At 74.1% G+C, this 13474-nt stretch carries 13 protein-coding genes; 12 read left to right on the top strand and 1 reads right to left on the bottom strand.

The window, feature by feature from the left end:
- The first annotated feature begins 142 nt into the window (after nucleotides 1-142).
- From AB0I73_RS33050 to fdhF, 12 genes are all read left to right on the top strand, one after another.
- Entirely contained in the window at nucleotides 143-577 is a 435-nt protein-coding gene (locus AB0I73_RS33050) for a hypothetical protein (protein ID WP_363043618.1), read from the top strand.
- A complete protein-coding gene (locus AB0I73_RS33055; protein WP_363043620.1) occupies nucleotides 574-1506 on the top strand; it encodes a hypothetical protein in 933 nt (310 codons plus the stop codon). The genes AB0I73_RS33050 and AB0I73_RS33055 overlap by 4 nt, the downstream gene beginning before the upstream one ends.
- Before the next feature lie 4 nt (nucleotides 1507-1510).
- A complete protein-coding gene (locus AB0I73_RS33060; RefSeq protein ID WP_363043622.1) occupies nucleotides 1511-2890 on the top strand; it encodes a V-type ATPase 116kDa subunit family protein in 1380 nt (459 codons plus the stop codon).
- On the top strand, nucleotides 2887-3309 hold the full coding sequence (locus AB0I73_RS33065) for an ATP synthase subunit C (protein ID WP_363043624.1): 423 nt from the start codon (nucleotides 2887-2889) through the stop codon (nucleotides 3307-3309). The genes AB0I73_RS33060 and AB0I73_RS33065 overlap by 4 nt, the downstream gene beginning before the upstream one ends.
- Nucleotides 3310-3319: 10 nt before the next feature.
- Entirely contained in the window at nucleotides 3320-3532 is a 213-nt protein-coding gene (locus AB0I73_RS33070; RefSeq protein WP_363043626.1) for a V-type ATP synthase subunit F, read from the top strand.
- Nucleotides 3529-4056 carry a hypothetical protein gene (locus tag AB0I73_RS33075; RefSeq protein ID WP_363043628.1) on the top strand — a complete coding sequence of 176 codons (528 nt, stop codon included), beginning with the start codon at nucleotides 3529-3531 and terminating at the stop codon, nucleotides 4054-4056. Before AB0I73_RS33070 ends, AB0I73_RS33075 begins: the two co-directional genes overlap by 4 nt.
- A complete protein-coding gene (locus AB0I73_RS33080; protein WP_363043630.1) occupies nucleotides 4044-5777 on the top strand; it encodes a V-type ATP synthase subunit A in 1734 nt (577 codons plus the stop codon). The genes AB0I73_RS33075 and AB0I73_RS33080 overlap by 13 nt, the downstream gene beginning before the upstream one ends.
- A 30-nt stretch (nucleotides 5778-5807) precedes the next feature.
- On the top strand, nucleotides 5808-7244 hold the full coding sequence (locus tag AB0I73_RS33085) for a V-type ATP synthase subunit B (RefSeq protein ID WP_363043632.1): 1437 nt from the start codon (nucleotides 5808-5810) through the stop codon (nucleotides 7242-7244).
- Complete coding sequence (locus tag AB0I73_RS33090) at nucleotides 7241-7879, top strand: V-type ATP synthase subunit D (protein WP_363043634.1); 639 nt, start codon at nucleotides 7241-7243, stop codon at nucleotides 7877-7879. Before AB0I73_RS33085 ends, AB0I73_RS33090 begins: the two co-directional genes overlap by 4 nt.
- Nucleotides 7880-8010: 131 nt before the next feature.
- Nucleotides 8011-8685: a CBS domain-containing protein gene (locus AB0I73_RS33095; protein WP_363043636.1), complete on the top strand. Its 675-nt coding sequence runs from the start codon at nucleotides 8011-8013 to the stop codon at nucleotides 8683-8685.
- A gap of 191 nt (nucleotides 8686-8876) precedes the next feature.
- A complete protein-coding gene (locus AB0I73_RS33100; RefSeq protein ID WP_363043638.1) occupies nucleotides 8877-10562 on the top strand; it encodes an NAD(P)H-dependent oxidoreductase subunit E in 1686 nt (561 codons plus the stop codon).
- Nucleotides 10559-13240, top strand: coding sequence for a formate dehydrogenase subunit alpha (gene fdhF, locus AB0I73_RS33105; protein ID WP_363043640.1), 2682 nt, complete (start codon nucleotides 10559-10561; stop codon nucleotides 13238-13240). Before AB0I73_RS33100 ends, fdhF begins: the two co-directional genes overlap by 4 nt.
- Before the next feature lie 116 nt (nucleotides 13241-13356).
- Here the strand turns inward: fdhF and AB0I73_RS33110 are convergent, their stop codons facing one another.
- Nucleotides 13357-13473, bottom strand: a complete 117-nt coding sequence (locus AB0I73_RS33110; protein ID WP_363043644.1) for an Hsp20/alpha crystallin family protein — start codon at nucleotides 13471-13473, stop codon at nucleotides 13357-13359.
- Nucleotide 13474 lies beyond the last annotated feature (1 nt).

Below are 13474 nucleotides of genomic sequence, written 5' to 3' on the forward strand. Positions count from 1 at the left end.
GACCCACACAGCGCGACAGCGCCGACATGAGAGCGGAAACTTGGAACAGGGCCAGACGTGAGGGGAGCCCATGGCGGGATTCCGGGATTTCCTGACGCGTTTTCGCCCCCGGGTGCCGCCCGGCCGTGCGGCACCCGGGGGTGTGCCCGCGGATCGTTCAGCAGAGGCCGCCGCCGAACTGCAGCCGCCGCTCGCGCTGCTGGAGCGGGCGGAGGCCGAGGCACGGGCCGTGCGTGAGCAGGCTGCCCGGGACGCTGCGAGCGTGCGGGCCGAGGCCGCGCGGCAGGCCGAGGAGATCGTGGAGCAGGCACGCGTCCGCGCCCACGAGGTGCGTGCGGAAGCCGCCGTCCGGACACGTCGCTCCGCCGAGGCCGAGGCGGCCGTGCTCCTCCGTGACGCCGAGCGGGAGGCGACACGCGTATGCCGACGGGCTGCGGCACGCACACCCGCTCTTGTGGACCGTGTGGCCGCACTCGTCCTCGAGGAACTCGGCACAGGGGAAGGCGCCCCGCCCCGGGCACCCACCCGGAACGGACAGCCCCGGAACGGACAGCCGGAAGAAGAGGGCCCGACGTGAGCGCCGGATGGGTGGCCGGGGCCACGCGGGCCCGGAACCTGCGGTCGCGATGCCTCGGCGCGACCGGACTCCGGGAGGTGGCCTCCGCCCCGACACTCGACGCCGCCCTGCGCTACCTGGGAGGCACGTCCTACCGGCGCGACCTCGCTCCCGGGGCGTCGCTCGCCGAGGCCCAGCGGGCGGTCGCGGCGACACTGCTGTGGCACCTGCGTGTCCTCGCGGGCTGGCAGCCACGCGGCGGCGCGGTGGTGATCCGGGCGCTGGCGGCAGGGTTCGAGATCTCCAACACCGAGGAGCATCTCCGCGACATGTCCGGAGCGGCTCCGGCCCGGCCCCACCCGCCCTACGTCCTCGGCACGCTGGCGACGGCGTGGCCCCGGCTGTCCCGGACCGGAACGCCGGCTGCGCTCAGGGCCGAACTCGCCACCTCCGTGTGGGGCGACCCCGGCGCCGACACGCCGGCCGCGGTGGCCACCGGGATGCGGGTCTCCGCCGCGGTGCGCACCGCTGACTCCGTGCCCCGGGCCGCCCACTGGGCAGCGGGACGGCTCGCTCTGCTGATCGCGCGCGAGGTGTTCCTCGTGGGTCGCCCGCTGACCGGACCCTCTGCCCGGACGGCCACCCGGCTGCTCGGGCGGGCGGCGGTCGCGGCCTCCTCGTTCGCCGGCTTCCAGCGGCGGCTGCCGGAGTCCGCGCGCTGGGCACTGGACGGGCTCGACGCCGCTGAGGACCTGTGGCGGGCGGAGATCCGGTGGTGGGAACGGCTCGCTCGGGACGGCTCCGAGCTGCTGCGCGCATCCCGCCCCGGCTCCGGGCCGGTGGTGGGTGCGGTCGCGGTGCTGTCCACGGACGCCTGGAGGGTACGCGGGGCATTGGAGCTGGCCGCACGGGGCGGCGGATCACCGGAGGCGCTCGATGCTCCGTCCTGATGCCGTGGGTCCCGTTCGCATGCAGCGGGTGGCGATCATCGCCCCCCTGCACGCCGTGCGGGAGGCCCTGGTGCGCGTCGCAGAGGCGGGTTGTGTGGAGCTCGACAGTTCCGACGGCACAGCGAGGGGGGAGGCGGCCGACCGCCTGCGGCGCCTGCGCTCCGGGCCCGTGAAAGCCGTCGTCAGCGCCAGTTCCCCCGACCTCGACGCCCTGGAGCGCGCGGGCCGGGCCGATCTGCTGGCGGGGGAGGCCCAGCTCGAGGAGCGGCTCTCCGGAGTGGTGCGGCACGGTGAGGTCGGGGCGCTCGCCGGCTGGTGCCCCGCCGTCGACGTGCCCGCGACCGCCGAGCGCCTGGCCCGTGCCGGGGCGGCGCTGGTGCCGTTGAAGGCACCGCGCGGGGCCGACCCTCCGACCCTGTTGCGCGACACCGGCGCGATACGGCGCTCGTTCACACCGCTGGTGCGCACCTACGGGACGGTGCCCTACTCCGACCTCGATCCCACGGTGCCGGCGGGCCTTGTGTACGCGGTGATGTTCGGCGTCATGTTCGGCGACGCCGGGCACGGTGCGCTGCTGCTCCTGGCCGGGCTCCTGCTGCGCGGCGGCCGCCCGCGCCGGGCGGCGTCACTGCGCCCGCTGTGGCCGCTCGTGGCCGGAGCGGGACTGGCCAGCACACTGGCGGGGCTGGCCTACGGCGAGTTCTTCGGCCCGACCGGAGTCCTTCCGGTGCTCTGGCTGAACCCGCTGGACGAGCCGATGCGGCTGCTGGCCGCGGCCGTCGTGCTCGGCGCCGTCCTCCTGACGCTGGCGTACGGGGCCGGGGCGGTGAACCGCTGGAGGGAGAGCGGGCCGTCCGGTGCCCTCCACGCGGTGTCCGGCATCGCGGGAGGGGCGCTCTATCTCGGGCTCGTCGTGGTCGCCGGAGCTGTCTGGCTGGGCCGCTCGGGGTACGCCCTTGCCGGGGCGGGCATCGCCGTCACGGGGCTGGTCCTGGCCGGAACCGGAATGTACGCCGCCACCGTCGGCGGCCCGGGCGGCGTCGCCCAGACCGGTGTCCAGCTCTTCGACGCCGTCGTACGGATCGGCTCGAACCTTCTGTCCTTCACGCGGCTGGCCGCCTTCGGGCTCACCCATGCCGCGCTCGGCGGCATCGTGTGGCGCGGCACCACGGCGCTGGCGGGCGGAGGGCCTGCCGCGCTGGCGGCGGCCGTGGTGCTCTTCCTCGTCGGCAACGGCCTGGCCTTCGCGCTGGAGGCGTTGGTCGCCGGGGTGCAGGCGCTGCGGCTGGAGTTCTACGAGTTGTTCTCCCGGGTCTTCGAGACGCAGGGACGGCCCTTCCGGCCCTGGAAGGTGCCCGTTCAACGCACGGAGGTGATGTCGTGATCGCCTGGCTCATCGCTCTTCCCATCATCACGGTGGTCTGGCTCGTCACCCGGCTGCTGGTGCGCCGGTCCGCCCGCACGGCCCTGCGGCTGGTCCTGGCTGCCGACACCCTCCTGTTCGCCGGGGCGCTCGCGCTGCTCACGGTGGCCCTCGGCGGCGGGGACGCACGAGCCGCCGCCACAGCCGAGACGGCGCAGAACTCCGGATCCGGATCCGCCGCACTGATCGGCGCCGCGATCGCGGTGGCCGGAGCCTCGATCGGGGCGTCGATCGCCGTCGCCTACACCGGCGCGGCGGCGCTGGCGACACTCAGCGAGCGGCCCGAGCTCTTCGGCCGGGCCATGGTCATCGTCGGCCTCGCCGAGGGCATCGCCATCTACGGCCTGGTCGTCGCGATCATCCTGATCGGAAAGGCCTGACGTGGGACGCGTGGCCGCCCTGGGCGAACAGGTACGGGTGGTCGGATTCGCGCTGGCCGGAGTCGCCGTGCTCATCGCGGAGGATCCGGACGCCGTGCGGGCAGCGTGGCGGACCCTTCCCGAGGACGTGGAGCTGGTGATCCTCACCCCGGCGGCGGCTGACGCGCTCGGCCCGGAGCCGTCGAGTGACACCGCACCGCTGACCGCGGTGATGCCACCGTGAAGGCGCCCGCCCCGGACCGGGTCGAGGGCGCACTCGAACCGGTCCGTGCCGAGCTGCTGCGGGCCGCCCGGGCAGAGGCCGTCGACCTGCTGGCCCGAGCTGACCGGGACGCCACGGCACTCCTCGAACGCGCCCGCGCCGAGGCCCGCGCCCTGGTGGAGGACGCCCGCCGCGAGGGGCAGGCCCAAGGAGCCGCTGCCGGACGGGTCATACGCGCGCGGGCCCGGCGAACGGCGCGGGCGCGTGAACTGACCGCTCGCAGGGAGGCGTACGAGGAACTGGGCCGCCGTGCCACCGACCACGTCAGGAAACTGCGGCGCACGGCCGACTACACGTTGCTGCTGGAGCGGCTGACCCGGCACGCGCGCCGGCTCCTGGGACCGGACGCCGAGACGACCGTGCACTCCGGCGGGGGCCTGGTGGCCCACGCCGCCGGCCGACGGGTCGACTGCACTCTCGATGCCCTGGCCGCGCGGGCGCTGGACCGGCTCGGGGCGGAGGCGGAGAGCTTGTGGGCGCCGTGAAGGCCGACTCCACCGCGCGGGTCCTGCGGGTCGCCGGACCGCTGGTCGAGGCGGAGTACACCGGCGGCACGGCGATGCACGACCTGGTCTTCCTCGGCGAGGCGGGGCTGCCCGGCGAGGTGGTCGCGATCAGCGGTGGCATCGTCACCGTCCAGGTGTACGAGTACACGGGCGGACTCGCCCCCGGAGACCTTGCGCGACCGGGCGCGGGGCCGCTCTCCGCACGGCTCGGTCCCGGGCTGCTCGGAGGCGTCTTCGACGGCCTGCTCCGGCCGCTCTCCGGTGCGGGTGACTGGCTGGTTCCCGGCACGAACCGGTCCGCCGGTGAGGAGCGCGACTGGCCGTTCGTCCCCGGCGTGGAGGAAGGGGCACGGGTCGCGGAGGGCGAGGCGCTGGGGGAGGTGCGAGGGACGGGACCGGTCCGCGTGCGGGTGCTCGTACCGCCGGGCGTCACGGGCGTGGTGGAGCGGATCGCGCCGGAGGGAACCTATCCGCAGGACGCTGTCGCGGCCCGGGTCGACGGCACCGACGTACGCATCGGCGCCACCTGGCCCGTCCGCCGCCCGCGGCCCGTGTGCGAGCGCGGGGGAGAGCCGGAGGCCCTGAGCACCGGGCAGCGCGTGATCGACCTGCTCTTTCCCGTCGCCCGCGGCGGCACGGTCGCAGTCCCCGGCGGCTTCGGCACCGGAAAGACCATGCTGCTGCAGCAGATCGCCAAGTGGTGCGACGCCGACGTGATCGTCTACGTGGGCTGTGGCGAGCGCGGCAACGAGATGGCGGACGTCATCACCGAGCTCCCCGGCCTGGAGGACCCCCGGACCGGCGGACGGCTCGCCGACCGGACCGTGACCATCGCCAACACCTCCAACATGCCGATGATGGCCCGCGAGGCGAGCATCCACACCGGGGCCACGGTCGCCGAGTACTTCCGGGACATGGGGCTCGACGTCGTGGTCATCGCCGACTCGACCTCGCGGTGGGCCGAGGCGCTGCGCGAGTTCGCCTCCCGGACCGGCGAACTGCCCGCCGAGGAGGGGTATCCGGCGGGGCTCGCCTCGGCGATCGCCGCGTTCTACGAGCGGGCGGGAGCCGTGACCACACTTGGCGGCGAACGCGGCTCGGTCACCGTGATCGGCGCGGTCTCCCCGCCGGGCGGCGACATGACCGAACCGGTCACCGCCCACACCGAGCGGTTCGTACGCTGCCTGTGGTCGCTGGACCGCGACCTCGCCTACGCCCGGCACTACCCGGCCCTGTCCTGGTCGGGGTCGTTCTCCCGTGACGCGGCGGCCCTCACCGCCCGGCAGGCGGCGGACGACCCGGCCCGGCCCGCGCGGCGCGCCCGCGTGGCCGCCCTGCTCGCCGAGGCGGACAGGCTGGCCGCTCTCGTCGATCTCATCGGCATCACCGCACTGCCCGACCGGGAACGTGTCGGCGTCCTCGCCGGACGGCTCGTCCGCGAGGGCGTCCTCCAGCAGAGCGCCCTGTCGGCCGAGGACGCCTACTGCGGCGCCGACAAGACCGCCGCGCTGGTCGACGCGGTGCTCGCGGTGGTCGACCGGTGTCGGGAACTCGTCGACTCCGGCACCCCCGCGGCCGTCCTCGAGGACGTGGACTTCGGTCCGGTGCTCCGGGCCCGCGAGGAGGTCGGCCCGCACGACACCGAGGGCGTGCGGGCACGACGGGACGCCCTGCTCATCCGGCTGCGGGAGGTGCGGTGACATGAGTCGCGGGGACGGAGGCGACCGGCCGTGACCCTGTGGGGCGATGTCGAGTACACGGCCGTCCGCGAACTGCGCGGTCCGCTCGCCGTCCTCGAAGGGGTCGAAGGTGTCGGCTACGACGAGTTCGCCCGGATCACGCTGGAGAGCGGCGAACGGCGGCACGGACTCGTCCTGGAAGTGGACCGGGACCTCGCCGTGGTGCAGGTCCTGGAGGACACCGCCGGCATGGACCCGCGAGGCACCCGGGTGGCTTTCACCGGAGGGCCGCTGCGCATTCCGGTCGGTCCCGCCTGGCTGGGCCGGGTCTGCAACGGGCGCGGCGAGCCGGTCGACGGAGGGCCTCCGGTCTTCGGACGGACCAGCGCCTCGGTGGGCGGCAACCCCGTCAATCCCGTACGGCGTGAACCTCCGTCCGAGCCTGTCCTCACCGGTGTCGGCGTGGTCGACGCGCTGACCACCCTGGTGCGCGGGCAGAAACTACCGGTGTTCTCCACCGCCGGACTGCCCCATCTGGAACTGGCGGCTCAGATCGCGGCTCAGGCCACCGCCGGCGGCGAGCCGTTCAGTGTGGTCTTCGCCGGCATGGGACTCACCCACCCGGACACCTCCTTCGTCCGGGACGCACTGGAGGAGCGCTCCGCCACCGGCGATCTCGTGCTGCTGCTCAACACCGCCGACGACCCCGTCATCGAACGGATCCTCACCCCGCGCCTCGCCCTGACCGTCGCCGAGGAGCTCGCCTTCACCGGCGGGCGGCACGTCCTCGTCGTCATGTCCGACATGACCAGCTACGCGGAGGCCCTGCGCGAGGTCTCGGCGGCGCGCGGCGAGGTCCCGGCCCGTCGCGCCTACCCCGGCTACCTCTACAGCGACCTCGCCTCTCTCTACGAGCGCTGCGGCCGGCTCCGCGACCGGCCCGGCTCGGTGACCGTCCTGCCCGTCCTGACCATGCCCGCCGGTGACATCACCCATCCCGTTCCGGACCTGACCGGCTACATCACCGAGGGCCAGATCGTCCTCTCCCGGGAGACGCACGCCTTGGGCGTGTACCCGCCCGTGGACGCCCTTTCCTCACTGTCCCGCCTGATGCGCAAGGGGGCAGGACCGGGGCGCACCCGCGCCGACCACCTCGACGTCGCCGCGCAACTCCTGGCAGCCCTCGCCCGGGCCCGGCAGGTCCGTGAACTCGCCGACCTGGTCGGCCGGTCGGCGCTGAGCCCGGCCGACCGCCGCCATCTGGTCTTCGAGGAGGCGTTCCTGCGCGATTTCGTGAACCAGCCGAGCGACGCGTCGCGGCCCTTGGAGCAGACGCTGGAGGATGCCTGGCAGGTGCTGTCGACGCTGACGCGCAGCCAGCTCTCCATGCTGCCCGCGGCCCTGCTCGACGAGCACGGCGCACGGGAGGTCCCGGGAGACCACGACGAAAGATCCGGTACGCCCAGGGAAAAGGGGACGCTCCCATGACGACCCCGTCCCGGATACCGCCCTCACGCGCCGGGCGCCTGCATCTGCGGCACCGTCTGACGGTCGCCCGCCGGGGCGCCGACCTCCTCGAACAGAAGCTGCGCATCCTGCGCGCCCGCCATGAGTTCCTGCGCCGCGCAGAGGAGAGCGGTGCCCGCCGCTGGCACGACAGTGCGGAGGAAGCCGACACGTGGCTGCTGAGAGCCGTGCTGCTCAGCGGCGAACCCGCACTCGACGGCGCGGCCGCCGGAGTCGGCCCGGCGAGCATCACGATCGGCGAAACCGTCACCATGGGGGTTCGTCACCCGTCCAAGGTCACCTGCTCCGTGCCCGACCGAACGCCCACCTCGGCCCCGCCCGCCAACACCGCCCTGATCCACGCGGAGGCCGCCTTCCGTGAGGCACTGCGAGCGGCAGCCGAGTACGCCGTCGCCCGGGCGGCCAGGAGGACCGTCGAGGCCGAACTGACGCGTACCCGCCGACGTGCCCGAGCCCTGCGACGGCACTGGACACCCCGCCTCGAGTCAGCGCTCGCCCGTGTCGAACTCGCCCTGGAGCAGGCCGAGCACGAGGACGCGGTGAGGCGCCGCTGGGCGGCTCGTGCCCGGGAGGGCGGCAGAGGGGGCGGTGAGTGAGAAGGGCCGCGACGGCCGAGCCCGGCTCGCACGGTCGTCCCCGTTTCCCCACAATGGTGCTGTAACCGAGGCAACCCGGCAGGGGTGCCGTATCCGAGCAGCCGGACCGCCAACCGGAACGGAGAAGCGACATGCACCACCGCACGGTCGCAGAACTCATGACCCGGAACGTGGTTCGGGCACCGCGTGACATGCCGTTCAAGGAAATCGTCAGACTGCTGGAGGACAACGGCATCACCGCCGTACCGGTGGTGGACGAACTGGACCGGCCCATGGGCGTGGTGTCCGAGGCCGATCTGCTGCGCAAGTCCTCCGCCCAGCCCGACCTGTCCGGACGGACGCCGGTCCCGCACCTCGAAGCGTGGGAGCGGGCCAAGGCCGAGGGCACCCGTGCCGAGGAACTCATGTCGGCCCCTGCCGTGTGCGCACGTCCCGAATGGACCATGGTCGAGGCGGCCCGCCTCATGGCGGCGCAGAACGTCAAGCGACTGCCCGTGGTGGACGAGACCGACCGGCTTCAGGGCATCGTCAGCCGGAGCGACCTGCTCCGGATCTTCCTGCGCCGCGACGACGCGATCCACGACGAGATCACCGGGGACGTTCTGCGGCGGACGCTGGGCCCTGCCGCCGAGCAGGTCACGGTCGAGGTGCACGAGGGGAAGGTGACCCTCGGCGGGTCCGTCGGGGTCAGGATGATGATCCCCGTCATCGAGCGGCTGTGCCGGAGTGTCGACGGCGTGGTGTCGGTCTCCGAGCACATCGCGTACCGCACGGACGACCCCCGACCCTTCCCCACCGGGGCATAGCCTGCGACCCGCCCGCGGATCACGTCTCGGCGTGCCGACCGGCCCAGGGCCCCGTTTCGGTGAACCAGGTGCCGTACGACTTCGACCGGGGCGCCGCGCGCGATGCACCGGCACCCTGGCGCCCCCGGAGCGGACGTAAGCAGCCCGCAGCCCGGATGGTGGCGCCGTAGGACTGCCGCCACCATGAAGTCATGGCTGTCATTCGTCCCGCCGGCCGTTTCGACGCTTTCCGAGCTCTCTCCGAGCGGCGTGGAAGAGTCGGTGAGCGGCTGGTCGAGCGTCTGGCCCACACCAGGGAGAGCTCGGTGGACGGCCCCGAGAGCTGGGCCCCGGCGGTCGCCGCCGGCCTGGGTCTGCCTGCCGCCGCCGCACTCGGGCCGGCCGCCTACTACGCGGACCTCGTCGTCCCGCACGGGCGCCGTCACGTCCGGGTCTGCTCGGCGACGGCGTGCTTCGCGGCGCGGTCAGGACGGCATCTCACCCAGGTGGAGCAGGAACTGGGTGTCGCCGTGGGCACCGCTTCACCGGACGGAGGGACATCGCTGCAGGCCGTCCGCTGTCTGGGGTACTGCTACGCCGGGCCCGCCGTACTCGACGGGGCCACGCCCTGCACGGGCCCGGCGCTCGTCGCCCAACTGGCAGGGCGCGAGCCGCGGTCGGCTCCTGAGATCCCGGTGGCCGACGACACCGGCGACCCCGTGCTGCTGGCAGGGGTGGTCGCCGGTGAGCCGACGTGGCAGGTGTGGCCGGGCACCGTGACGGCCGGTCGTCCTGACCGGGTCCATGAAGAGGTGGCCGCCTCCGGGCTGCGGGGACGCGGGGGAGCGGGCTTCCGGGTGGCGGCGAAATGGGGGGCGGCCGGCCGGGCGCCCGGCACCGTGGTGGTGGCCAACGGAGACGAAGGGGACCCGGGGTCGTACGCCGACCGGTTGTTGATGGAGGCCGACCCGAGGCGGGTGCTGGAGGGCCTGGCACTGGCCTGCTTCGCCTGCGGCGCCCGCCGGGGCGTGGTGCTGGTGCGCTCGGAGTATCCGCGCGCACTGGCACGGATGCGGGAAGCGGTCGAGGAAGCCTACGCCGCGGGGCACTTCGGCCCTTCCGTGCACGGCACGGACACGGCCCTGGGCGTCGAGGTGGTGCGGGGCGCCGGATCGTACGTCGCCGGTGAGGAGACCGCGCTGATCGCGAGCCTGGAAGGGGACCGGGGTTGCGCCCGGCCGCGCCCGCCGTACCCGACCGCGCGCGGACTGTGGGATGCGCCGACCGTGGTGAACAACGTGGAGACCCTGGCGGCCGTCCCGTGGATCGTGGCCCGGGGCGGCGACGCGTACGCCCGGCGCGGCACGCCGGAAGAGACCGGCACGAAACTGGTCTGCCTCTCGGAACGGTTCGCCCGGCCGGGGGCGTACGAGGTCGAGATGGGCACCTCGCTGCTGCGGATCGTCACTGAGCTGGGCGGCGGCATGAAGGACGGCAGCGAACCGACCGCCCTCCAGGTCGGTGGACCACTGGGCGGATTTCTCGCCCCGGACGCGTTGGACGTGCCGCTCACCACGGCCGACCTGGCCGCCCGCGGTGCCGCACTGGGCCATGCCGGACTGGTCGCCTTCGACCAGCACGTGGCGCCGCAGGACGTGCTGCGGCACGTGTGGGAGTTCGCGGCGGCGGAGAGCTGCGGCGCCTGCTCCCCCTGCCGGGTGGGCTCGCGCCGCGGTCTGGAGCTGGCCGGGGCCGGCACCCCGCCCGGTGCCGAGTGGGGACGGCTCGCGCGTGTACTGGCCGAGGCGAGCCTGTGCGCGTTCGGACGACGCATCCCGCCCGCCGTGCACAGCCTCGCCCGTGTCTACGGCGACCGACTGCCGGGGTGGGAGCCATGACCGGAATCGAGATCCGGGTCGACGGCACGAGCGTTGCCGTGCCCGAGGGAGCATCCCTGCTCGCGGCCGTGCGGGCGGCCGGAAGCGAGTTGCCCGCGCTGTGCTCCGACGACCGGCTCAGCCCGGCCGGCTCCTGCCGCACCTGTCTCGTACGCGCCGCCGGACAGACCGTGGCGGCCTGTGTGACCCCGGCCGCTCCCGGTGTCCACGTCGAGACCGCGACCGACGATCTCCAGCAACTGCGCCGGGAGGCGGTGGAAGTCATCGCCTCGACTCTGCCGCCCCGTGCCCTCGCCGACGGCAACCCCAGTGAACTGGCCGAGGTCTGCCGGTCGACGGGCATCGGCCCCGACACCGCACAGGGTGCCGGAGGCCGGGGCGGGGACGACTCCCACCCCTACGTCCATCTGGACCGGGACCTGTGCATCGCCTGCGGCCGGTGCGTCCGCATGTGCGCCGAGGTGCAGGGCACCTTCGCCCTGACCTTGGTCGGCCGGGGCGCCGACACCGTGGTCGCGCCAGGCACCGGCGGGCCCTGGGCCGAGTCGGACTGCGTCGCCTGCGGCGGCTGCGTCGACACCTGCCCCACCGGCGCGCTCACCGAACCCGGCCCGGCGCGCGGACTCACCTCCGCCCGCCGGCCGCCGGCGACCCGTACGACGTGCGGCTACTGCGGTGTCGGCTGCGCCCTGGACGTCGTCACCGCCGACGGCGAGGTCACGGCCGTACTGCCCGCCCGCGACGGCCCGGTCAACCAGGGCCACGCCTGCGTCAAGGGCCGCTTCGCCCACGGCTATGTCACCTCCTCCGAACGACTCACCCGGCCCCTGCTGCGACGTGACGGCCGCCTGGAGCCCGTCAGCTGGGACGAGGCGCTCGGGCATGTCGCCCGAGGGCTGCGCGCGGCCGTTGCCGCCGGTGGCCCGGACGCCGTGGCGGCGATCTCCTCGGCCCGCGCCACCAACGAGGAGAACTACCTCGTCCAGAAGTTCATGCGGACCGTCATCGGCACGAACAACGTCGACAACTGCTCCCGCCTGTGCCACTCCCCGTCCGCCGCCGGCCTGACCGCCTCCTTCGGCCTGTCCGGCGGCACCGACAGCTTCGACGACGTCGAGCGCTCCGACAGCCTGCTCGTGGTGGGGGCCAACCCCGTCGAGGCCCACCCGGTGGTCGGGGCACGGCTGCTGCGGAGCGTGCTGCACGGGGCCAAGCTGGTGGTCGCCGATCCGCGCGCCGTGGGCCTCGCCGCGCACGCCGATGTGCATCTGCGGCCCCGCCCGGGCACCAACGTGGCGCTCTTCCACGGGCTCGCCCACGTCCTGCTCACAGAAGGCCTGACCGATGAGGCGTTCCTGCGGGAGCGGGCCACCGGTCTGTCGGAGCTCGCCGAGCTGCTGGCCGACTACCCGCCGGACCGGGTTGCGGACATCACCGGTGTGCCCGCCGCCGACCTGATTGCCGCCGCCCGGCTCTACGGCGGGGCCCGAAGTCCCGCAATCGTCTACGGCCTGGGGGTGACCGAGCACCTGCACGGCACGGACGGGGTGCGGACGCTGGCCAACCTGGCGATCCTGCGCGGTGCCGTGGGTACCGACAGAGGACACGGAGTCAATCCCCTGCGCGGCCAGAACAACGTGCAGGGCGCCTCCGACATGGGCGCGCTGCCCGACCTCCTGCCCGGCTACGGCAAAGTGACCGACCCGGCGGTGCGGGCCCGGGCCGAGGCGGTGTGGGACGGCCCGGTCCCCGAGCGGCCCGGCCTGCGCATCCCGGACATGTTCGCCGCCGCGCGGGCGGGACAGCTGCGGGCGCTGTGGGTCATCGGAGAGGACGTGTGCGCCACCGATCCTGACGCGAACAAGGTGGCCGAGGCCCTTCAGACGTGCCCGTTCGTGGTGTGCAGCGAGCTGTTCCTGTCCGAGACCGCACGCCGTGCCGATGTGGTGCTGCCCGTTGCGTCCTGGCTGGAGAAGGACGGCACCTTCGTCAACTTCGACCGCCGGTTCCAGCGGGTCCGCCCCGCCGTGCCCCCGCCGGGAGAAGCCCGCAGCGACTTCGACGTCGTGCACGCCGTCGCCTCGGTGATGGGCGCCGACCTCGGCTGCCCGACGCCGGCCGCCGCCCTGGCCGAATGCGGTCGCATCGCGCCCCTCTTCGCGGGCCTGTCCCACGACCGGCTGGACCGGGAGGGCGCTGTGCCGTGGCCCTGCCGGGACCCCGATCAGCCCGGTGCGGCGAAGCTCTACCGGGACCGGTTCGCCACCGCCGACGGCCGCGCCCACCTGGCCGCGGTTCCCTACCTCCCGCCGGGCGAACACCCCGACGACGACTACCCGCTCATCCTCGTCACCGGACGGCGCTGGGCGCACTACAACTCCGGCAGCATGACCCGGCGCGGCGCCAACCTCGCCCTCGACCCCGTCGACCTCCTCGACCTCCACCCCGGCGATGCCCACCGCTACGCCGTGCGCGACGGCGAACCGGTCACGGTGGAAAGCCGGCACGGCAGGGCCCGCCTCATCGCCCGCGTCGGCGAGCAGGCCGCGCCCGGCCAGGCCTTTTGCTCCTTCCACTTCCCGGCGAGTGGGGTCAACCGCCTCACCTCCGGCCACGCCGACACCGTCACGTCCTGCCCCGAGTACAAGGTCACGGCGGTCCGCGTGGTCGCCTCGTGACGGAACCGATGTGCAACTGCCCCCTGACTCGACCCTCACGAAGGACCGCCGGGTAACGGAAGGGGCGGGCACCGGCCTGTCGCAGCCGCACGGCGCGTCGGCCGGCCCCGCCGCCCTCAGCCGGTGATCTCGATGCGGTGCGGCTTGGCCTCCTGGGTCTTGGGGACGCGCACCGTGAGGACTCCGCCGGTCAGCTCCGCGGTGATGTGCTCGGTGTCGACGTTCGGAGGCAGA

Origin of the sequence: Streptomyces sp. NPDC050388 (genome assembly GCF_040655635.1) — a bacterium.
Lineage (GTDB): Bacteria > Actinomycetota > Actinomycetes > Streptomycetales > Streptomycetaceae > Streptomyces.